18 protein-coding genes are annotated in these 21,793 nt (G+C 69.7%); all 18 read right to left on the reverse strand.

Translation table 11 applies throughout. The annotated features are described in order from the left end of the window. Positions 1-119: 119 nt before the first annotated feature. Positions 120-1,907, reverse strand: coding sequence for a murein biosynthesis integral membrane protein MurJ (gene murJ / locus ACOJUJ_RS26390; RefSeq protein WP_420129923.1), 1,788 nt, complete (start codon positions 1,905-1,907; stop codon positions 120-122). 55 nt (positions 1,908-1,962) lie between these two features. After that, entirely contained in the window at positions 1,963-3,642 is a 1,680-nt protein-coding gene (gene bshC, locus ACOJUJ_RS26395; RefSeq protein ID WP_420129939.1) for a bacillithiol biosynthesis cysteine-adding enzyme BshC, read from the reverse strand. Between the two features lie 304 nt (positions 3,643-3,946). Beyond that, a complete protein-coding gene (locus ACOJUJ_RS26400) occupies positions 3,947-4,162 on the reverse strand; it encodes a hypothetical protein (RefSeq protein WP_420129924.1) in 216 nt (71 codons plus the stop codon). Between the two features lie 35 nt (positions 4,163-4,197). Further along, a complete protein-coding gene (locus ACOJUJ_RS26405; RefSeq protein ID WP_420129925.1) occupies positions 4,198-4,674 on the reverse strand; it encodes a 23S rRNA (pseudouridine(1915)-N(3))-methyltransferase RlmH in 477 nt (158 codons plus the stop codon). 18 nt (positions 4,675-4,692) lie between these two features. Next, positions 4,693-4,869, reverse strand: a complete 177-nt coding sequence (locus tag ACOJUJ_RS26410) for a hypothetical protein (protein ID WP_420129926.1) — start codon at positions 4,867-4,869, stop codon at positions 4,693-4,695. Further along, on the reverse strand, positions 4,853-5,323 hold the full coding sequence (locus ACOJUJ_RS26415) for a PIN domain-containing protein (protein ID WP_420129927.1): 471 nt from the start codon (positions 5,321-5,323) through the stop codon (positions 4,853-4,855). The genes ACOJUJ_RS26410 and ACOJUJ_RS26415 overlap by 17 nt, the downstream gene beginning before the upstream one ends. 27 nt (positions 5,324-5,350) lie before the next feature. After that, positions 5,351-6,922 carry an L-aspartate oxidase gene (gene nadB, locus ACOJUJ_RS26420; protein WP_420129928.1) on the reverse strand — a complete coding sequence of 524 codons (1,572 nt, stop codon included), beginning with the start codon at positions 6,920-6,922 and terminating at the stop codon, positions 5,351-5,353. Then, complete coding sequence (gene lpxK, locus ACOJUJ_RS26425) at positions 6,919-7,947, reverse strand: tetraacyldisaccharide 4'-kinase (protein WP_420129929.1); 1,029 nt, start codon at positions 7,945-7,947, stop codon at positions 6,919-6,921. The genes nadB and lpxK overlap by 4 nt, the downstream gene beginning before the upstream one ends. Positions 7,948-8,337: 390 nt before the next feature. After that, on the reverse strand, positions 8,338-9,048 hold the full coding sequence (locus ACOJUJ_RS26430; protein ID WP_420129930.1) for a lysophospholipid acyltransferase family protein: 711 nt from the start codon (positions 9,046-9,048) through the stop codon (positions 8,338-8,340). Positions 9,049-9,344: 296 nt separating this feature from the next. Then, on the reverse strand, positions 9,345-10,481 hold the full coding sequence (lpxB, locus tag ACOJUJ_RS26435) for a lipid-A-disaccharide synthase (RefSeq protein ID WP_420129940.1): 1,137 nt from the start codon (positions 10,479-10,481) through the stop codon (positions 9,345-9,347). A 298-nt stretch (positions 10,482-10,779) separates the two neighbouring features. Next, positions 10,780-11,760, reverse strand: coding sequence for a Gfo/Idh/MocA family protein (locus ACOJUJ_RS26440; protein WP_420129931.1), 981 nt, complete (start codon positions 11,758-11,760; stop codon positions 10,780-10,782). Beyond that, complete coding sequence (gene lpxA / locus ACOJUJ_RS26445) at positions 11,760-12,560, reverse strand: acyl-ACP--UDP-N-acetylglucosamine O-acyltransferase (RefSeq protein WP_420129932.1); 801 nt, start codon at positions 12,558-12,560, stop codon at positions 11,760-11,762. Before lpxA ends, ACOJUJ_RS26440 begins: the two co-directional genes overlap by 1 nt. Next, the gene (locus ACOJUJ_RS26450; protein ID WP_420129933.1) at positions 12,557-13,852 is read right to left on the reverse strand and encodes a bifunctional UDP-3-O-[3-hydroxymyristoyl] N-acetylglucosamine deacetylase/3-hydroxyacyl-ACP dehydratase; all 1,296 of its coding nucleotides are present in this window, start codon (positions 13,850-13,852) and stop codon (positions 12,557-12,559) included. Before ACOJUJ_RS26450 ends, lpxA begins: the two co-directional genes overlap by 4 nt. Beyond that, positions 13,853-14,950: a UDP-3-O-(3-hydroxymyristoyl)glucosamine N-acyltransferase gene (gene lpxD / locus ACOJUJ_RS26455; RefSeq protein WP_420129934.1), complete on the reverse strand. Its 1,098-nt coding sequence runs from the start codon at positions 14,948-14,950 to the stop codon at positions 13,853-13,855. A gap of 534 nt (positions 14,951-15,484) precedes the next feature. After that, positions 15,485-16,021 carry an OmpH family outer membrane protein gene (locus tag ACOJUJ_RS26460; protein WP_420129935.1) on the reverse strand — a complete coding sequence of 179 codons (537 nt, stop codon included), beginning with the start codon at positions 16,019-16,021 and terminating at the stop codon, positions 15,485-15,487. Between the two features lie 36 nt (positions 16,022-16,057). Further along, positions 16,058-18,502, reverse strand: a complete 2,445-nt coding sequence (gene bamA, locus ACOJUJ_RS26465; RefSeq protein ID WP_420129936.1) for an outer membrane protein assembly factor BamA — start codon at positions 18,500-18,502, stop codon at positions 16,058-16,060. A 9-nt stretch (positions 18,503-18,511) separates the two neighbouring features. Continuing rightward, a complete protein-coding gene (locus ACOJUJ_RS26470) occupies positions 18,512-20,995 on the reverse strand; it encodes an ATP-dependent Clp protease ATP-binding subunit (protein ID WP_420129937.1) in 2,484 nt (827 codons plus the stop codon). Between the two features lie 60 nt (positions 20,996-21,055). Continuing rightward, the coding region (locus ACOJUJ_RS26475) for an ATP--guanido phosphotransferase (protein WP_420129938.1) at positions 21,056-21,793 on the reverse strand (738 nt) is incomplete at its 5' end.

The raw sequence follows: 21,793 nt of genomic DNA on the forward strand, positions 1-21,793 counted from the left end.
TCACCCGTTCACCCGTTCACCCGTTCACCCGTTCACCCGTTCACCCGTTCACCCGTTCACCCGTTCACCCGTTCACCCGTTCACCCGTTCACCCGTTCACCCGTTCACCCGTTCACCCTCTACCGCCGCCCAAGCATTCCCCGGACGCGGCGAAAGATGGCGCCGGCCTGGTCCAGCCCCAGCGCGGCCGCCACGCCGAAGTACGTGACGCCGTAGACGCCCAGAACGAGCACGCCGCTGATCAGCGTCGGCAGGTCGTTGGGGAGCAGGATGCGCATTCCCCACGCGAGCGCGGCGCCGGCGATGGCGGCGGCAAACATCCGCCCCAACGGCCCGGCCCCGGCGCCCACGGGGCCGATCTGCTTGCGGAGCGAGCGCTTGAGCAGGTACCACTCGATCCACGCCCCCACCCCGCTCCCCAGCGCCAGCCCCACCGCCCCCAGCGGCGCCCCGCCGATCCGCATGTCGCCAAAGATGCCCGCCGGAATCCGCATCCCGCCCACCGAAATGCTCTCGAACTGCAGCATCAGCACGATGGCCAGCGTAAGCGAGATCACCACGCGCAGGGTGGCGTAGCGCGCCGGCGTTCGGGTATCGCGCAGCGCGAAGAAGGTGGACGAGAGCAGCCGCGACGCCGTGGTGGCCACCAGGCCCAGCGAAAAGCCCAGCAGCGTAAAGTAGACCAGCAGCGTGTCGTCGCGGCCAAACTCGCCGCGCTGCAGCAGCGTGGCGATCACCACGTCGCCCAGCAGCACGAACGCGATGAACGAAGGCACCACGTAGAACGCGATGCGCTCCAAGCCGGCCGAGGCGCGGGCGCGCAGCACCTCGCCGCCGCTGGCCCGCTGCCGCGCCAGCTCCGGCAGCTCCGCCGCGGCCACGGCCATGCCAAAGAGGCTGATGGGAAGGATGTACAGCGTTTGCGCGTACTGCAGCGTGCTCACCGCGCCGGCGGCCAGGAACGACGCCAGCACGTTGTCCAGGTACGCGCTGATCTGCACCACGCCCTTGCCCATCACCGCCGGGCCTGCGTTGCGCAGCGTCTCGCGCACCTGCGGCAGCCGCGGCGCCCAGCGCACCTTGATCTCGCGGTTCAGCTGCAGCACGCGCGGCACCTGCACCAGAAACTGCAGCGCGCCACCCGCCAGCGCGCCCCACGCCAGCGCCATCACCAGCTGGTCCGCCTTCATCCCCCCGCCAAACGCGATGAGCGTGGCGATCATCGCCGCGTTCCACACCACGGGCGCAAAGTACGACAGGAAGAAGTTGCGGTGGCTGTTCAGGATGCCCAGCGACCAGGCCGAGAGCACCAGCAGGCCGGTCATGGGAAAGATGATGCGCACCACCCGGATGGTAAGCTCTCGCCGCTCGCCCTCGAAGCCGGGAAGAAAGATGGAAACGAGCAGCGGCGCCAGCACCACGCCGATCAGCGCCAGCGCGCCCGCCGCCGCCAGCAGCAGCGCGAAGATGGCGCCCGCCACCTCACCCGCTTCCTTTTTGCGCCCCTGGTGCAGCAGCTCGGAGTACACGGGGATGAACGACGCGCTCAGCGTCCCCTCGCCCAGCAGGTTCTGCAGCACGTTGGGCATGCGCAGCCCGGCGCTGAACACGTCCGCGTACTTGGACGTGCCAAAGTAGTGCGCGAACACGCTCAGCCGCACCAGCCCGGCCACGCGGCTCAGCAGGATCCCCGCGGCCACCATCGCCGACGCGGCGGTGGACGATCGCGCCGCCTCGGGGACCACCGCGGCAGGCTCTACCGCCTCGTCGTCCACGTCGGACGAGAGCGCGCCCGCCTCGACGGCCTCCCGATCGGGCGGCAGCATCGGCAGCGTGGCGTCGGGATCCGGCTCGGACGGATCGGGCGTGCGGTCGGGATCGGGCCGCGCGGAGGGGTCGCGGGTCATCGGAATCCGGTGGAAGAACGCCCGCGCGGGAGGCTCCCGGCGGGCGGTTCGGGCGTCAGGCGATCGGGTCGGGCGCGGTGCCCGCCGGCTGGGCGCGCGCGGGTGCATGGACCGCGCCACCGGGCGGCGCGTGCGCCGCCTCCGGCTCGGCATCGAAGCGCACCTCCATGGCCTCCGCCAGGTCGCGCAGCAGCGTGGGCCGCATCGCCAGGTAGGGAAACACGTTCAGCACGCGTTCTTGCGGCGTTCCCAGCGGCATCAGGTGGTTGCGGACGAACGGCAGGTCGTGGCTGATGCCGCGGTCGGCCTTCTTGGCGTGGGTGAGGATCTTCGCCTCCGCCTCCGCCACCTCCAGCAACGCCCGGTTGCGGCGTGCGCCCACGGCCCCGTCCAGGTTGAAGTCGATGCCGGCGGCCATGTCCATCAACGCGCCGAATCCTTCCACCAGCGACACGCGGAGGGCGTACAGCTGGTCACCGATCTCCGCCGGCAGCCTCCGTTTCGCCAGCAGCGACGCCGATTCGTGCTCCGGCAGACGCAGCTCGTCGTCCGTCAGCCCCAGCTCCGCCGCCTTCGCCGCGACCTCGTCCGGCACCAGCCGCGCGGAAAAGCGGGGATACGCAATCGGGGGGATGATGCCGAACGCCTGGAACAGCGGCCCGATCTGCGCAAAGTACGCCGTCTCCGCCGGGCCGCCCACGTACGCCAGCGTGGGAAAGACGGCGGATTCCACCACCGGCCGCAAAAAGACGTTCGGGCTGAAGGCGGCCGGCTCCGCCCGCATCCGCTCCGCGATCTCGTCCGCCGAGAAGCGCAGCCGCGCCTCACTCGCGGTCCAGCCGTCGCCGGACCGCGCCAGCCGCTCGCGCCCCGCGGGGCCGTGAAAAAAGACGTTCGCCGCGTCCTCCATCACCGTCACCGGCGCGGCGTAGCCGGCCGCCTCCAGCTCCGCCGTCCGCTCGCGCACCAGCCGCTCGTGCTCCCCCGCGCGCTCCACGTCGCCCAGCAGCACGGGGAGCGAGGCACGCTTCACGTGCGGATCGGCCGCGTCGGTGACCAGCAGATCGAAGCCCGCGAATAGCCGCTCGACCGTCCCACGGAACGCCTCCGCCACCGTCGCCCCCGTCCGATACGGGGTTAAAATCTCTCTGAGATCAACAACGTTAACGCCAATGGATTCAATGACATCCAGCAGTTTACCTGAGAGGCTTTCAACGTCCTGCGCCAGCCTCATTTCGCTCATCGGCACGGGACGCGGGTCCGTGGCGGAGACGGCCAGGCGGCGCAGCTTCCCCGCCCCGTCGGCGACGTAGGTGTGATTCGCCTCGGCAAAATCGTGGTCCTCCGAGGCGGCCCAGAAGACCGGAAGCACGACGATCCCCAGCCGCTCTTCCAGCGCCTGGGCAAGGCGGATGGCGGTGAGGATCTTGTGGATGGTGTACATGGGCCCGGTGAACAGCCCGGCCTGCTGACCGGTGGTCACCATCGCCCCACCCTCTTCTACGAAGCGCGCCAGCCGCGCCGCCGCGCCCGGCGAGGTAGGGCGCACCGCCGCCGCCGCCGTCTCCCGCTCTGCCCGCCCGAAGCGGCGGCCCACCTCGGCCAGCTTGGCGCGGAAGGCGCGCAGGTCACCGGGGTGGCCGGCAAAGAAGCGCGCCGCCTCCGGCCGTCCGGCGCGATAGTCGTCCACCAGGCGCGATCCGCGCAGCGGCTGGACCTCGATCTTGAGCGTCAGGTCGCCCTCCCATCAGGATGACGCGGAGAGCGCCGCCAGAACGGCTTCCCCGTGATTAGTCAGCCAGCAGTTTCGAGCGCGCGGAAATGATAACCGCACGTGTTACAGATTAAGGAGTATCGCGCCGTACAGCAAGCGGCAGGACCCATCCATCCCCCACGCAGCCGTTTCTCCGATCCACCCACCGAAAATCCGGCTTTCGAGAATGCCCGCAGAGCCACGATCTCTGCATCCCGAAGGTTGCGGGACGATCCGGCGCCGGGCGCGCGGCTGACGCCGAATACGCACGGATCGGAATGCCGGATCACCCGGCGTACCACCGGATCGCGCCCAGACCGAGCTTTCGGGCCGCGGCGTCCAGTGCGTCGCGATCCGCCTTGCGGAAGATCCGCTGCGTGGAGACGAACCGCTCCGCCCCGTGCATGATTCCGAGCTCTCCCGTGCGCGACTTGATCACCATCGTCTGCAGCGCCGTGCGGACCGCCTGCGCCTCCTGCTCCGTCAATTTCACGTCCGCCATGCTTCGTCGCCTGGAGTATCCTAGAATCGCCTGGCTCATTCCCTGCCCTTGTGGTACGGCTCGCCGCGGTTGATGGTCCCCGCGCGATACAGCTGCTCCGTGAGCACTAGCCGCGCCAGCTCGTGGGGCAGCGTCATCGCGCCCAGGGCGAGTGTGTGGCTGGCGCGCGCCAGGATCTCGTCCGACAGCCCGTACGCCCCACCGATCAGAAACGCCACGCCCGGGCTGGCGCGCACCTGCAACTCAGCCAGGTACGATGCCAGCCGGTGCGAATCCCACGCGCGCCCCGTCTCGTGCAGCGCCACGACCTCCGCGCCGGCGGGCACGCGGGCCAGCAGCCGCTTCCCTTCCTCGTCGCGCACGCGGGGCGCGTCTCCCTTGCCGCGGTACTGCTCTTCCTTCACCTCGTGCGATTCGAACGCAAAATAGCGCCGCGCGCGGGCCTCGTACTCTCCGATGGCCTCGCCCACGGCGCCCTTCGCCCTCCCCACCACCGCGACCGCGATCTTCATTCGCTACGCAGCACCTGTTTAGGCGGCGTGTTCTCGCGACGGCGACTCCTTGCCGCCTCGGGCCCGCTGGAGGCGCTCGCGAATGTACGCCTTCTCCTGCTCGAACGTCATTCCCTGGATGTCTTCGCTGATCCGCTCTCGCGCTTCGCGCATCATCCGCACGGAATCGAACTTCTTCTCACTCTTGTTCGCCATCATTTGTCAGCTCCCTCGGACTGCGGATCTCAAGAAGCGGGTATCCTTCACGGAGATTGATCGAGTTATACCCGTGTACGCGCTTCAGGTTTACGATATGCTTGAAGTTCCAGCTGGCAAGCACGTCTACCCGATTCACGGTTGCCACTCCGATATGGCGGGCGTCGGCCAGCATCTTCGGGGGGATCACTCCCGCTGCAATATACTCTCCCGCGAGCGTGCGTGCCTCTTCGGTTAGCTCCACCCGCTCGACTGCCGAGCGCGGCAGGTTCTCCAAAACAGCCCTGACTTCCACCGGTGCAGTTGCGAGTTCGACCTCGGTGACTTCGGACACAACGAGCACGACTTCCCCAGCCCGGGCACGATCGAGAAGCTTCTGGGACTCTTCTCGGAACTCGTCATCAAGACATCCGCCGATAACGGACGTATCTACGTAAACGCGAAGCCGGTTCATCGATCAACTCGGTGGGATAAGAACGGCTTACCGCACAACGATGGTATCCGCCAGGCAGTGCTCATTGTCGCGGTAGGGATGGTCAACGTTGTAGTTGAGGCCGCGGCTTTCCTTGCGGCGCATGGCGCAGCGCACCACCAGCAACGCCGACTGGATGAGGTTGCGCAGCTCCACCAGGTCCGCCGTGGGGCGGCTGTCGGTCCAGATGCCGTTGATGTGCAGCGAGATCTGCCGTAGCCTGTCCTCCGCCTCGCCCAGCCGCTCGTCGCTTCGGACGATGCCGACCAGGTCCCACATCACGTTGCGAATCTCCTCGCGGTCGTGCACCAGCAGCGCGTCATCGGGCTCGTCCGTGCCCTGCGGCAGCTGGATCGCCTCGGGCTCCAGCGGCCGCGTCACCTGCAGCTGCGGACCCAGCCGCTCCGACGCGCGGTGCGCGAACACCACTGCCTCCAGCAAGCTGTTGCTGGCCAGGCGGTTGGCGCCGTGCACGCCCGTGCACGCCGTTTCCCCCGCCGCGTACAGGCCGGGGACGGAGGTGCGCCCGTGCGTGTCCGTCAGCACGCCCCCGCACAGGTAGTGCGCCGCGGGAACCACCGGCAGCGGCTCGCGCAGCATGTCCATCCCGCGCTCTGTCGTCTCGCGCAGGATGTTGGGAAAGCGCTCGCGGATCTCGTGCTCGGGGATGGCCGAGCAGTCCAGCAGCACGTGCGGGTCGCCGCTGCGCTTCATCTCGCGGTCGATGGCGCGCGCCACCACGTCGCGCGGGGCCAGCGAGGCGAGCGGATGGTAGTCCTCCATGAAGGTGGATCCATCCCGCCGCCGCAGCACCGCACCCTCGCCGCGCACCGCCTCGCTGATCAGAAACGTGCGCTCGCGGGCGGGATACAGCGCCGTGGGGTGGAACTGGATGAACTCCATGTTCGCCACCTTGGCCCCCGCCCGGTACGCCATCGCCACCCCGTCGCCCGTGGCGATGGACGGATTGGTCGTGTGGCGATACACCTGTCCACAGCCGCCCGTCGCCAGCATCACCGCGCGGGCCAGGAACGGGATCATCTCCCCCGTCTCGGTGTCCAGCACCAGCACGCCGCAGCAGCGCTCACCCAGCGTCCCGGGGTCGGTCGCCGTCAGCAGGTCCACCGCCTGGTGGTTCTCGTAGACGCGCACGTTTCCCGTCTCCGCTGCGGCGGCCAGCAGCGCCCGCTCGATCTCGCGCCCCGTCAGGTCGTCCGCGCGCACGATGCGGCGGCGCGAGTGGCCGCCCTCCAGCCCCAGCGACAGGTCGCCCTGCTCGCGGGTAAAGCGGACGCCCAGGTCCATCAGGTCGCGGACGCGCGCCGGCCCCTCGCGCACGAGAACGTCCACCGCGTCCGGGTGGCAGAGTCCCGCGCCGGCCACCAGCGTGTCCTCCATGTGCAGCGCCGGCGAATCATCCTCGCCAAACACCGCCGCGATGCCGCCCTGCGCCCAGTTGGTGCTGCTTTCCGGCCGGCTCTTCTTGGTGATGATGGCCACCGTGCCGAACTTCGCCGCCTTGAGCGCGAAGGAAAGCCCGGCTATGCCGCTCCCGATCACCACCACGTCCGCCTGCATCATCCCGCTCGCTCCCCCAGCGCGCGCCGCAGCGCCGCATCCAGCGCATCCGCCCCGCTCTCGATCATCACCGTCTGCTCCAGCACGTACGCGTTTGAGTCCGGCGGCAGCAGCGGGCGCAGCTTGACCGCGTCCTTGTGCGTCATCACCATCATCCGCCCGCCCGCCCATTCCACCAGGGTTTCCGCATCGTCTCGATCGAAGGGATGATGATCCGGATACGTCGCCGCGTCCACGTCGGCGCCGGCGTCGAAAAGGTGTTCGATGAACAACTCCGGCACCGCCAGCGCCGCCACCCCCAGCACCCGCTTTCCCGCCAGCGCGCCCACCGCCTTTGCCTCGCCCCCGTGCAGCGGAACCAGCCGCGAGGGGAGCAGCGCGCACTGGATGATGGGCTTCCGCGGATGCATCCGCGCCACCTCGCGCTCCACCTCTGCCGCGCGCTCCGCGGCCGCGCTCTTTCGCGTCAGCACGATCACGTCCGCCCGGCCGAGCGCCCGCGGGCTTTCGCGCCAGGGCCCCCGCGGCACCAGGCGCGGCTCGGGCTCCCAGCTTTCCACCGGCACCAGGACAACGTCCAGGTCTCGCGCCAGCGCGCGGTGCTGAAAGCCGTCGTCCAGCACCACCACGTCGCGCCCGGCGGCGACCGCCGCCCGCGCCGCCTCCACGCGCCGCTTGCCGCGAAAGACGGGGACGTCCGGGTTCAGCTCGCGGTGCAGCAGGATCTCGTCCTCGCCGTATCCGCGCAGCGCGATCGCCGGCCGCCGCCCCCACTCCAGCAGCCGGCGGGCGACCCACGCCGCGAACGGCGTCTTCCCCGCCCCGCCGACCGAGATGTTGCCAATGCTGATCACCGGCACCTCCACCCGCTCGCCGCGCAACCAGCCGCGGTCGTAGGCGCCATTCCGCGCGCCCGTGATCGCCGCGTACCCCGCCTCCGCCGGCGCCAGCGCGATGCGCAGCGCCGCCCCCGCCGCACCGCCGCCGCCCGCCCACACCTCGCGCGCGAACTCGTCGGGGCGCCTCATGGTGCCCCTCCCCGTTCGTTCCTCACGGAGAGGGGAGAATTCGATAGTGCTCCGGAAGGGTCGTCCCTTAAGCACGCCCCCTCCGCTCGCTTAGGCTCGCACCTCCCCCAAAAAACCCTGGGGGAGGTTGGGGTAACCGGTAGTTTGGGGCGCGTCGACCTGCATCGAACTTCGTCCGAAAGCCCCCCCATCCCCAACCCTTCCCCCACAAACTGCGTGGGGGAAGGGAGAAGTTCACTGCGCGTGGAAACTTCGGCCGCAGGAGTCTGCGACGCGGATGCCCATCGAAGCGCACCACCACGCCCCCGGGGTGGGGGGTGGGGTCGACCGCCGTCGCGAGGAACGAGCGAAAGGCCGGTCGGGGGAGAGGGCCCGTCGGGAACGCGGCCGTCACCACCGCTCCTCCACGCGCTGCATCAGGCCGCCGAGCCGCGTCTCCACGTCGTCCATCACCGCCTGGATCTGCGTCTCGTCGGCTTTGCGGGGGACAAAGACGGGCTCGCCGTACACGATCTGGCAGCGCGCGAACGGCTGCGGGATCAGGAACCGGTCCCATCCGCCGAAAAACCAGCCGCGGCTGGCGCCGGACACCACCGGGATGATCGGCGCGCCCGTGCGCTGCGCGATGATCACGGGGCCGGGCTTCATCTTCTCGCGCGGTCCGCGGGGTCCGTCGGGGGTGATGGCCAGCGAGCGCCCCTGCTTTACGTGGCGGATGAGCTCACGAAGCGCCTCCAGCCCGCCGCGGCTGGTGGATCCGCGCACCGCCGTGTACCCCCAGCGGCGCACCGCGCGGGTGATGTACTCGCCGTCGCGGTGCAGGCTTACCAGCGTAACGACGCCCTGCTGCCGGTGATGGTACGTGCAAGGCAACAGCCGACCGTGCCAGAGCGTGAAGATGACCGGCTGCCCCGCATCCCAGAACTGCCGGAAGTTGTGCTCGCCCTCCGTGCGGTAGCGGCACGATCCCATGATGGCATCCAGCCCCGCCCCCCCCAGCGCCGCCAGCGCCGACTGATGCCACGGCAACCGCGTAGTCATCTCCGACGGCAGTTCCGCGGACTCTTCGGCCGGCGTTGCGGGTGTGGTGGACTCGTCCATCAGGTCAGGTGCGGAAAGACGATCTGGCGGCAGGTTCGTAGCCCCACGACAGGCCACCAGGCTTGGTGAGTAGATTTCTCGCTCGCACCAGAGCGTGGAGCGAGCGAATGCTTCACCGCGGCGCTCCCTCGAGATGACAGACCACTCTCCCGCGATGCACTCCGCGGGTGGCGCGTGGCCTCGGCCCTCGTGCTGGTGAAGCCCCGTTCGGCGAGTGCAACGAGCCGAGACGGGGCTTATCGCAGTCCCAGCAGCGGGTTTACCCGCTCATCCAGGCCGCTCATCTGGAGGCCGCTTCACCGCTTCGCCAGCAGTCCCCCCGCAAGCTCCGCAACCCGACGCGACGCCCCCGGCCCGCCCAGCCGGTCGCGCACCTTCGCGAAGCCTGCGACCATCCGCGCCCGCTCGTCCGATGCCGTGTCCAGCAGCGGCAGCACCGCCTCCGCCAGCGCCCGCGGCGTCGCCGCGTCCTGCACGAACTCGGGGGCCACGCGGTCTTCCGCGATCAGGTTGGCCAGCGCGATGTGCGGCACCTTCACCACCCGCCGCGCCAGCGCGTAGCTTGCTGGGTTCATCCGGTACACCACCACCAGCGGCGTCAGCGCCAGCCCCGCCTCCAGCGTCGTCGTCCCGCTTTTCGCGATCGCCGCCGTGGCGTACTGCAGCAGCCCGGTCGCGCTCTCCACCAGCGGCCACCGTGCCCCCGCGTACAGCGCGCGGTCAATCCCGCCCGGAATCCCCACCACCGGCTGCGCGTCCGGCCGCCGCGCCACCACCAGGTCCGCCGCCGCCTGGAACAGCTCCAGGTGCCGCCGCACCTCCTGCGCGCGCGAGCCGGGAAAGAGCGCCAGGATCGGCCGGTCGGGATCCAGCCCGTTCGCCCGCGCCCACACGTCGCGCGGCTGCTCGGGATCCGCGCGGTCCAGCAGCGGATGCCCCACGAAACGCGCGTTGACCCCGCCGCGGCGCAGGAAGTCCTCCTCGAACGGGAGCACCACCGCCACCTCGTCCGCGTCGCGGGCCAGGTCGCGCACCCGGCTCTTGTGCCACGCCCACACCTGCGGCGCGATGTAGTACAGCACGGGGATCCCCGACGCCCTGGCGTGCCTCGCCAGGCGCAGGTTGAAGCCGGGGTAGTCGATGGGGATCACCAGGTCCACCCGCTCCCGGGCCAGCGTCTCGAAGACCTGCCTGCGCAGCCGGACAAAGAACGGCAGGTGGCGGATGACTTCCGCGAAGCCCATCACCGCCAGCTCGTTGAGCCCCGCGAGCAGCTTGACCCCCTGCGCCTGCATCCGCGCCCCGCCCAGCCCGATGAGCCGCGCCTGGGGAAACCGCTCGCGCAGCGCCCGCGCGAGCGCCGCCCCGTGCAAATCCCCCGACTCTTCCCCCGCCGAAATGAAAATAGTGGGATGCCGCGCGCCGGAACCCATCTCCGTCACGCCCACCCCACCGATTCAGATCCGCGTCCCCAGACGAACCACGCCACGCGCACGATCCCTCCGCCCGCACCCAACCCTACAGTCCGCGAAGGCGGACTTTGTGTAGTTGTTGCAGCGAATTTATTCGCCCTTGCGGCCGCTGCACGAAGTAGCCGGTCGAAATCAAGACCGAACTCATCAACCATCGCGATCCCGACGACACGCTCCACCGGCTGTGCGACGTTTATACCCTCTCCCGCGCAGTTTGCGGGAGAGGGTGGCGAGCCTGAGCGAGCCGGGTGAGGGCCCCTCAAGCCCGCGCCGCCAGCCCCGCGGCCGCGTGCTGCTCGATGCGCTCCATGATGCGCAGCGCCACCGCCAGCGCGTCGCGCCCGTCCTCACCGCTCACCACCAGCGGCGCCTCGCCGCGCACCGCCGAGACCCACGCCTCCAGCTCCGCGCGCAGCGGCTCCGCGCCATCGCCCTTGAGCTCGATCCGCTCCACCAGCCCCAGCAGCGCCGCCACGCCCACCTCGCCCTCCGGCATCCGCGCGCCGGGCTTCAGCCGCAGAAACTCGCCCGTGCCGGCGGCCAGGTCCAGCGACATGTAGCCGGACTGCTGAAAGAAGCGGATCTTCCGCATCCGCTCAAAGCTCACGCGGCTGGCCGTGATGTTGGCCACCGCCCCGCCCTCGAAGCTGATGCGCGCGTTGGCGATGTCCGCCCCCGGCGTCAGCACCGGCACCCCGACCGCGTCCACGCCCTCCACGCCGCGCCCGGCCAGGCTCAGCACCAGGTCGATGTCGTGGATCATCAGGTCCAGCACCACCGCCACGTCCGTCCCCCGCGGATTGAACGGCGCCAGGCGGTGGGATTCGATAAAGCGCGGATCGTCCAGGTACGGCTCGCAGGCCCGCAGCGCGCCGTTGAAGCGCTCCACGTGCCCCGTCGCCACGACAAGCTTGCGCGCCGCCGCCGCGCTCACGATCGCCTCCGCCTCCTGCAGCGTGTGGGCGATCGGCTTCTCGATCAGCAGGTGCACCCCCCCGTCGATCGCCGCCAGCGCTACCTCCGCGTGCGCCGTCGTGGGCACCGCGATCACCGCCGCGTCGACGGACTCCAGCAGCTCGTCCCGGCTGCGGAAGGCGTGTACCCCCAGCTCCGCCGCCACTTTCTCCCGCCGCGCGTCGTCGTCGTCGTATACGCCGGCCATCTCCGCCCCCGGCACCTCGCGCAGGATGCGCGCGTGGTGAAAGCCCAGGCTTCCCACCCCCAGCACGCCAGCCTTCATCAGACCGACACCCCGCGCTCCGACGTCTCGAAGAAGGTCAGGAACGCCTCGACTTCGGGCAGCGAGCGCAGCTCCTCGCGCGCGCGGGCCAGCGCCTGCGTGGTGTTGTGCGTGGAGCCGAAGAACAGGCGGTACGCCCGCTTCAGCTCGCGCCGCGTCTCTTCCGAGAACCCGCGCCGCTGCAGGCCCACCGAGTTCAGCCCGTAGAGCTGCACCGGGATCCCCGCCGCCTTGACGAACGGCGGGATGTCCTTGCTGATGCGCGACTGCCCGCCGATGAACGAGTGCGCGCCCACCCGCACAAACTGGTGAATCGGCGTCATCCCGCCGATGATCGCCCAGTCGCCGATGGTCACGTGCCCGGCCATGTTCACCGCGTTGCTCAGGATCACGTGGTCGCCCAGCTGGCAGTCGTGGGCCACGTGCACGTAGCTCATGAGCATGCAGTCGCTCCCCACCCGCGTATAGCCCAGCGCCGACGTGCCGCGGTTGAGCGTGGCGTACTCGCGGATGACCGTCCGGTCGCCGACCACCAGGTGCGTCGGCTCGCCGTGGTACTTCAGGTCCTGCGGATCCGTCCCCAGCACCGCGCCGTGGCTGATCACGCACTCCTCGCCCACCGCCGTGTCGCGCTCGATCAGCACGTGGCTGGCGATGCGCGTCCGCGCGCCCACGGTGACCCCCGGGCCCACGATGGAGTACGGGCCGATGACGACGCCCTCGCCCAGCTCCGCCGCGTCGTCCACCAGGGCGGTGGGATGGACCTGGGTCCCGGTCGGGACCGAGATGTCGATGCTCACTTGTCCACCACCCGCGCCATCATCTCCGCCTCGGCCACCACGTGGCCATCCACCGTCCCCACCCCCTTCATCCGGCAGGTGGCGCCACGAATCTGCAGCACCTCCACCTCGAAGCGGATCTGGTCACCCGGCGTGACCGGGCGGCGCCACTTCACGTTGTCCAGCGACATGAAGTAGACCACCTTGTCGTCCAGGTTCTCCATCTGCTCCAGGACGAGCAGCCCGCCCACCTGCGCCATCGCCTCGATGATCAGCACCCCCGGCATCACCGGCCGGCCGGGAAAGTGGCCCACGAAGAACGGCTCGTTGATCGTCACGTTCTTCAATCCCACGATCCACTTCCGCTCCTCGAACTCCACCACCCGGTCGACGAGCAGGAAGGGGTAGCGGTGCGGCAGGTACTGCGAGATCTGCTCGATGTTCAGGATCGGCCGGGCCAGCGCCTTTTTCTCCGCCCGCGCGACCAGCTCCTTCGCCAGCGCCACGTTCCCCAGGTGCCCGGGCCGCTCCGCGATCACGTGCCCGCGGATGCGCGCGCCCACCAGCGCCAGGTCGCCCACCACGTCCAGCGCCTTGTGCCGCACGAACTCGTCCGGAAAGCGCAGCTGCGTCCCCTCCAGCAGCCCGTCCTCCGTCAGCACCACCGCGTTGTCCTGCGAGCCGCCCATCGCCAGCCCGCGCCCGCGCATGGCCTCCACGTCGCGAAGAAAGCCGAAGGTGCGCGCGGGGAGCACCTCCGTCTCGAACGAGGGCTCGCCCACGTGAAAGCTGGCGAACTGGCGGCCGATCAGGGGATGGTCGAACTCGATGGAGGCCGAGACGCGGTAGTCCTTGCTGGGTGCCACCACGTACTCCGAGCGGTCCTTGGACACGGAAAAGGTCTCCGCGATGGTCAGGTAGCGCGCCGGCGCGTCCTGCTCCTGCACCCCGCACGCCTCCAGCATGCGGCTGAAGTCGCGCGCGCTCCCGTCCGCCGCCGGAAGCTCCGCGGCGTCCACCTCCACGAACGCGTTGTCGATCTCGCGCGCCACCATGGCGCTCAGCAGGTGCTCCACCGTGTGCACCTTGGCCTCGCCCGTCCCGATGGACGTCCCCAGGTCCGTGCCCACCACGTGGGCCAGGTTGGCGGGGATGTCGGGGGTGCCGGGCAGGTCCGTGCGCCGGAAGACGATCCCGGTGTCCACCGGCGCCGGGTGAATGCGCATGCGCACCTCCGCGCCCGTGTGCAAGCCCGCGCCCTGCATCTCGCCCGCGCGGGCGAGGGTGTTCTGTCGTGGTGTCGTCGTCGGCATCTATTGGTCTCGCGGCGGCTCGCCGCCGTCCTGATCGTCCGCATGCGAACCGGCCCGGGCGCCCTCCGCGCCCCGGCCAAGAACCACCTTTTCCAGCGCCTTCAGCCGCTGCACCAGCTTTGGCAGCCCGAACACCGCCGCCTGGATGCGCATGGCCTCGCGGTGCGGGCGCGCGGGGTAGCCGCTCACCGTCGCCCCCGCCGGTACGCTGGCCGTCACCCCGGCCTGTCCGCCCACCTTGGCCCCCGCGCCGATCTCGATGTGCCCCTGCACCCCCGCCTGCCCGCCCAGCACCGCCCCGTCGCCCACCTTCGTGCTCCCCGAGATCCCCACCTGGGAGACAATGATCACGTGGTTGCCGATGCGGCAGTTGTGGCCGATCTGCACCAGGTTGTCGATCTTGGTCCCCCGCCCCACCGTGGTGTCGCCGATGGAGCCGCGGTCGATCGTCGTGTTGGCCCCGATCTCCACGTCCTCGCCGATGCGGCACCCGCCCACCTGTGGCACCTTCTTCAGCCCGTCCCGCTCCGGCACGAAGCCGAAGCCGTCCGAGCCCAGTCGCGCGCCGCTGTGGACCACCGACCGTGCTCCCACCGTCACGTCGTCGTACAGCGTCACGTGAGGATGAAGCAGGGCGTCCTCGCCGATCTCGCACCCCCGGCCGATCACGACGTGCGGGTGCACCGTCGCGCGCGCGCCGATCCGCGTCCCCTCGCCCACCACCGCGTACGCGCCGACGGACGCGGACGGATGGATGGAAACGTTCTCCCCCAGCACCGCCGTGGGATGCACGCCGGGTGACGTGGCGGGCCGAGGATACAGGACGCCGAGGATGCGGGCCAGGGCGCGCCGCGGATCGTCCACGCGCACCGCCGCCATCCCGTCCGGAAGCTCCACCGCCGCCCCGCGGGCCACGAGCACCGCCGCGGCACGGGACGCGTGAATGTACGCGTGGTAGCGGGCTTCGGCAACGAACGACAGGTCGTCCGGCCCCGCCTCGTCCAGCGGCGCCACGCCGTGCACGGCGCGCTGCGGGTCGCCCCGCTCCACCTCCCCCTCCGCGATCCGCGCCACCTCGGCGATCGTCAGCTCCGGCATTCCGTTCTGCGTGTGTTCAAAAGGATGCGCGCGACCCGTTTCGGCCACCATCGAACTGCGTCCGCGGGGTGCCCCCTCCCCCGGCCCCTCCCCGTTCGTTCCTCACGGAGAGGGGAGAACTTCGATCCCGCTTGCGAAGGTGCGGACCAGGTCCCCGGTCACGGCTCGACGAACGGCATCGAACTGCGTCCGCGGGCGCCCCCCCTCTCCCGGCCCCTCCCCGTTCGTTCCTCACGGAGAGAGGAGAACTTCGATCCCGCTTCGACGAGGTGCGTCGCACCTCCCTCCCCCACGCAGTTTGTGGGGGAGGGCCGGGGAGGGGGGCGCCCACCATCCCGCTCCGACCTCCCGAAGCGCCCCGAAACCCGTGCCGTGTATACCCTCTCCCGCGTGCGGGAGAGGGTGCGAGCCTACGCGAGCGGGTGAGGGTCCGGCCCCCCAAACGCAAAGCGCCCGCGACACGAATAAACGTGTCGCGGGCACCGAAGCTAGCGGAGCGCGCGTGCGCCCGCAAACCCCTGCCGTCCCTACGGCTTACGGAGTGGCGGTCGTCGACGGGGTGCCGCCCAGCCGGCGGATCACGTCGTTGGTCACGTCCAGCGCCGGGTCCACCGCCACGATCACCCCGTCGGGCGGGTCCATGATGAACGAGTAGTTCCCCGCGCGGCGCACCTCTTCAAGGATGCCGCGAATGCGCTGCATCACCGGCCCCACCAGCGCCTGCTCGCGCGCCTGCAGCTGCTGCTGGATCGCCTGCCCGCGCTGCTGGTACTGCGCCAGCTGCTGCTGCAGCGCCTGCTGGCGCTGCTGGCGGGCGGCCTCGGTCATGGTGGCCGACTGGGCCTGGAACTCCTGGTCGGCGCGGCCCAGGCGGGCCTCCAGGCTGTCGATCTCCGCGCGCAGCGGCGTGAACTCGCGCTCCAGCGTGGCGCGCACCTCGGCGAACGCCGGCGTCTCGGCCAGAATGCGCTGCGAGTTCACGTAGCCCATCTTGAACTGCTGCGCCTGCGCCTGCGCCGGCACCGCCGCCAGGGCGGCCACCGCGAACACGAACGAAAGAATACGCTTCATCGGTCTTTGCATCGTCAAGGGTTGGGAGGGTGAACCTTACTGGTTCAGCTTGAAGTGGATCTCCCAGCCCGGGTCGGGCCGGTCGAAGCCGTACGCCGCGTCGATGCCGATGGCGCCCAGGAACGGGGTCACCAGCGTCACGCCCACGCCGGCGCCGCGATAAAGCTGCGCCGTGTTGAACTGCCCCACCGACGCGAACACGTTCCCCGCGTCGCCAAACAGCGACACCGACAGCGCGTCCGTAAGCCGCAGGGCGTACTCGCCCGACACCGTGACAAAGGCGTCGCCCAGGCACTGCAGCTCCAGGTTGTTGTTGCACCCCGCGTTGTAGCCGCGCGGTCCGATGGTGCTCTCCTGGTATCCGCGCAGCGGCTGGCCAAACATCACGCCGCCCACGTAAAAGCGCTCGAACGGAAACAGGTCCACGTTGCCAAAGATGGCGCCGGTGCGCGCCGACAGCCCAAAGGCCATCTGGCTGGCCCGCGGCCCGCTTCCCAGCCGGCCCGTGGGCACCCACCACTCCGTCTGCGCGAACAGCTTCTGGTAGTTGCCGTCGCCGCCCAGCGGCCCGCCCGTCTGCTCCAGCGTCACGCTCTGGCGCGTGCCCGAGGTGGGGAACAGCGGGTGGTTCTTGGTGTCGCGCGTGATCGTCCCCGACAGGCTGCTGGCCGTGGCATCGGGAAGGCAGAAGATGCTGCTCGCGCCACCGGCCCCGGCGCAGTTCTCCTCCTCCGTCAGGTACTCCGTCCGCGACAGCGAGTAGCCCAGGAAGGCGCGCGTGCGCAGGCTGCCGGGGATGGGAAAGCCCCACTGCGTGGTGGCGCCCGTCCGCAGCCGGCGGCCGTTGCCCAGCCGCACGAAGCGGTCGCCCGAGCGGAAGATCGAGATGCTGCCCGAGTTGCGCCCGCCGCCGATCGCCGGGTCGGTGTACCCCGCCTCGATGGTGCTGCGGCCGTAGCCGATCTCGCCGCGCAGGTTTACCTGCTTGCCCTGGCCAAACAGGTTGGGCTGCGTGTACTGCAGGAACCCGGCAAAGCGGCTGCGGCGGTCGCCGTACGCCCCTCCACCGAACACCGTGCCAAAATTCACGCTTCCCGTCTGCTTTTCCGTCACGTTGAAGATGATGTCCACCTGCCCCGTCGCCGGATCGGGCCGGATGTCGGGGGTGGGCATCGGCACCTCGAAAAAGCCCAGGCCGCCGATGGCCTGGTAGCTCTGGATTACCCGGGCCTCGTTGTACACGTCGCCGGGGACGATCCACATCCGCTCGCGGATCACGTTCTCGTGCGTGTTGGTGTTGCCGCGGAACGAGATGCTGCGGATGTAGAACGGCTGCTGCTCGCTCACCGCCAGCGTCACGTTCACCCGCGGCACCCCGCCGTCCGCCGCCGGCACCCGCTCCACCGAGGGGATCACCTGCGCGAACAGGTAGCCCTCGTTGCGGTACAGCGCCTCGATGTCCGTGGCCACCTTGGTCAGCGCCGGCTGGTCGAACACCTCGCCCGCCTCGCGCTCGCGGGTGCCGCCAAAGGGCAGCCCCAGCACCGAACGGCGCTGCGTGGTGAACATCTCCGTCAGCGACTCGGTGGGAAACCGCGAGTTGCCCTGCACGTTGAACTCGCCCAGGCGGTACTGCGGCCCCTCCTGCACCTCGACCACCAGGCGCGCCTTCCCCGACTGCGGGTCCACCACCAGGGTGTCGCGCACCACCGCAAAGTCGATGTAGCCGTGGCTGCCGTAGAACGAGGGCAGCCGCGAGCGCAGGTCCTCCTCGAACGCCTCGCGGTCAAAGCGGCCGCTGCGGAACCACCAGAACCCCTCTTCCTTGGTGTCGATGGCGTCCTGCAGCGCCTGGTCGCTGAACGCCGCGTTCCCCGTAAAGTCCACGTCGGCCAGCGACAGCCGGTTCCCTTCGCGCACGTTGAAGGTCAGGCGGTAGCCGCCCGCCTGCACCGGCGTAAAGGCCGTGTCGATGGAAATCAGCTGGATCCCCTTGGCCGCCAGCAGGTCGCGGGTCAGCTTTTGCGCCGCCGCCACCCGCTGCGGGTCCAGCGGCTGCCCCTCGCGCAGCCCCGCCGAATCCCGCACGGTCCCGCCCGAGACGCTGCGCAGCCCCTCGAAGCGCACCTCGGCGATCAGCGGGCGCTCCACCACGGCCACCACCAGCGCGCCGCGCCCCTGCTCCGCGCCGCGCACGTAGACCTGCACGGACTCAAAGTTCCCGGTCGACATCAGCCGGCGGATGGACTCCTGCACCAGCTGCGCGTTCACCACGGTCCCGGCGCGAACGCCGGCCGAGGTGCGCACGGCCTCCTCGGTCACGCGCTGGGTGCCGCGGACCACGACCGTGTCCACCACGAATCCCGGGGGCGGGGCCGGCTGGGCGGGGTCCTGCGCGTGCGCGGCCCGGGGGGCCAGCGCGCAGAGTACGAACGTGAGGAGGGCCGCCGCGGCGGCCCGTCCCCGGTTGAAGTGAGACACGCTGAATCTTTACACGGTCTGGGTTTTCGAAGGCACCCGGAAGGCGAGCGCCTGCTTGTCCTCGGCGACCGACACCTCGATCTCGTCGCCCGGGCTGAACTCCGACGTAAGGATCTTTTCCGACAGCGGGTCTTCCAGGTAGCGCTGGATCGCCCGCCGCAGGGGCCGCGCGCCGAACTTTTCGTCGTAGCCGTGCTCCACCATGAACTCCACGGCGTCGTCGGTCAGCTTCAGCGTCAGCTCCTCTTCCTTCAGCCGGTCCTCCACGTCCCTCAGCAGGTTGTGGATGATCGACCCGATCTGCTCCTTGGTCAGCGGGTGGAACACGATGGTGTCGTCCAGCCGGTTGATGAACTCCGGGTTGAACGCCCGCTCGATCTCCTCCTTGACCTTCTGCTCCATCCGGTCGAACTGCGACATCTGGCTGGGCGAGTGGAAGCCCAGCCCCGGGCCCTTGCCGATGTCGCGGGCGCCCAGGTTGGAGGTCATGATGACCACCGTGTTCTTGAAGTCGATCACCCGGCCGTAGTTGTCGGTCAGGTGGCCTTCATCCAGCACCTGCAGCAGCAGGTTGAACACGTCCGGGTGCGCCTTTTCGATCTCGTCCAGCAGCACCACCGAATAGGGCTTGCGCCGCACCGCCTTGGTGAGCGTTCCGCTGTCCTCGTAGCCGACGTACCCCGGAGGCGCGCCAATGAGCCGTGACACGCTGAACTTTTCCATGTACTCCGACATGTCCACGCGGATCAGCGCGTTGCGGTCGGCGAACAGGAACTCCGCCAGCGCGCGCGCCAGCTCCGTCTTGCCCACGCCCGTGGGGCCGGCGAAGACGAACGAGCCGATGGGGCGCTTGGGGTCCTTGAGCCCCGCGCGGCTGCGCCGGATGGCGCGGCTGATCGCCTGGATGGCGCGGTCCTGCCCCACCACCCGGTGGTGCAGCTCCTCTTCCATGTTCACCAGGCGCGCCGTCTCGGCCTGCTTCAGGCGCGTGACCGGGATCCCCGTCCAGCGGCTGACGATGAACGCGACCTCTTCCTCCGACAGCGCCGGGCGGTTGGTCTTGCGCTCCTCTTCCCAGCTCTTCTCGCGCTCCTGGATGCGGCGCTGAAGCTCGCGCTCGTGGTCGCGCAGCTCGGCGGCCCGCTCGAAGTCCTGGTCGCGGATCGCCTCGTCCTTCTTGCCGGCGATGGCGTCCAGCTGCTTCTTCAGGTCCTCCACCTCCGGCGGCGGCACCTGCGTCTGCAGGCGCGCTCGGGCACCGGCCTCGTCGATCACGTCGATGGCCTTGTCCGGCAGGAACCGGTCGGTGATGTAGCGCTCCGACAGCTTGACCGCCGCCTCGATCACCTCGTCGGTAATGCGGATGCGGTGGTGGTCCTCGTAGTGGCCGCGCAGCCCCTTGACGATCTCGATGGCCTCCTCGATCGAGGGGGGCTCCACGTTCACCGTCTGGAAGCGGCGCTCCAGCGCCCCGTCCTTTTCGATGTACTTGCGGTACTCGTTCAGCGTCGACGCGCCCACGCACTGCAGCTCGCCGCGCGCAAGCGCCGGCTTGAGCATGTTGCTGGCGTCGATGGCGCCTTCCGCCGCGCCCGCGCCCACCAGCGTGTGCAACTCGTCGATGAACAGGATGATGTTCTTGTTCTGGCTGATCTCGTTCATCACCGCCTTGAGCCGCTCCTCGAACTGGCCGCGGTACTTGGTGCCGGCGATGACGGCCGCCATGTCGAGCGAAAGCACCCGGTAGTCGCGCAGGCTGTCGGGGCACTTGCCCTCGGCGATCAGCTGGGCCAGCCCTTCCACGATCGCCGTCTTGCCCACGCCGGGCTCGCCGATCAGGACCGGGTTGTTCTTCTTGCGCCGCGACAGAATCTCCATCACGCGCTCGATCTCTTCGGCGCGGCCGATGGTGGGGTCCAGGTCACCCTGGCGCGCCAGCTCGGTCAGGTCGCGGCAAAAGTGGTCCAGCGCGGGCGTCTTGCTCTTCTTTTCGCCCTTGGCCGTGCCGCTGGTGGCCGAGGCCGCGGGCGTGCTGGCGGTGGGCGTGGCGGACGGCTCGCTGCCCAGCAGCTTGAGCGTTTCGCGGCGCGCGTCCTCCAGCGTCACCCCCAGCTGGCCCAGCACCTCGGCGGCGATCCCCTTTTCTTCGCGCAGCAGCCCCAGCAGCAGGTGCTCGGTGCCCACGTAGCTGTGGTTGAGCTCGCGGGCCTCGGCCATGGCGAACTCCAGCACCTTCTTGGCGCGCGACGTGTAGGGCAGCTCGCCCAGGGCGATGGTCGCCTTGCCGCGGCGCACGGACTCTTCGACCTTTTCCTGTACCTGGTCGAGGTCCACGTTGAGGTTGTTCAGGACGGCGGCCGCCACACCCTCGCCCTCGCGGATCAGGCCCAGCAGGATGTGTTCGGTGCCGACGTAGTCGTGCTGGAGCCGGATGGCCTCTTCGCGGGCCATCGCGAGCACCTTTCGCACGCGGTCGGTGAAGTTGTAGTTCATCGTTTCTGGACCTCGGTTCCGGGCGAAACCACGTGACCCACCTGGGCTAAAGCGCCTGCGTTACGCATGCGCCGCGCCAGTGGGTCCGCCATCCCCCGGGCTTTCTGAGGAGAGCACCGCACGTACGTACGCTGCCCGCTGAACATCCGCGTCGCCTTCCTGCAGCGGGGTCCCCGCGACCTGCTCCAGGTGGGCGGACTGGGTGAAGATCATGATCCGGTTGAGCGTGTATACACTGAGGTCGGGGATGAGTTTCAGCCCAACGCCCAGACGTACGCCGCTCAGCAGGTTCATCACCTCCTCGAAGCTGGTGGACCGTGCGTGCCGCAGCAGCCCGTAGGCGCGCCAGACCTTGTCCTCGATGACCACCGGGGCGTCGCGCAGCAGTACGTTTCGCGCCTGCGTCTCGTACTGCACCACCTGGTGCACGATGCGCTGCAGGTGGTCGATCAGGTCCTCTTCCGTCTTGCCCAGCGTGGTCTGGTTGCTGATCTGGAAGAAGTTGCCGACGACTTCGCTCCCCTCGCCGTACAGCCCGCGAAAGGTGAGCCCCACCTGGCTGATGCCCTGCAGCACCTTGCCGATCTCCTGCGTGAGCACCAGGCCGGGCAGGTGCATGAGCACCGATGCGCGCAGCCCCGTGCCCACGTTGGTGGGGCACGACGTGAGGTAGCCGAACTCCGTGTGGAACGCGTACGGCAGGCGCTGGCCCAGCTCGTCGTCCAGCCGCTCCACGTCGCGCCACGCGTCGCGCAGGCGAAAGCCGCCCACGATGTTCTGCAGGCGCAGGTGGTCTTC

Source organism: Longimicrobium sp., assembly GCF_048594345.1.
Classification (GTDB): domain Bacteria; phylum Gemmatimonadota; class Gemmatimonadetes; order Longimicrobiales; family Longimicrobiaceae; genus Longimicrobium.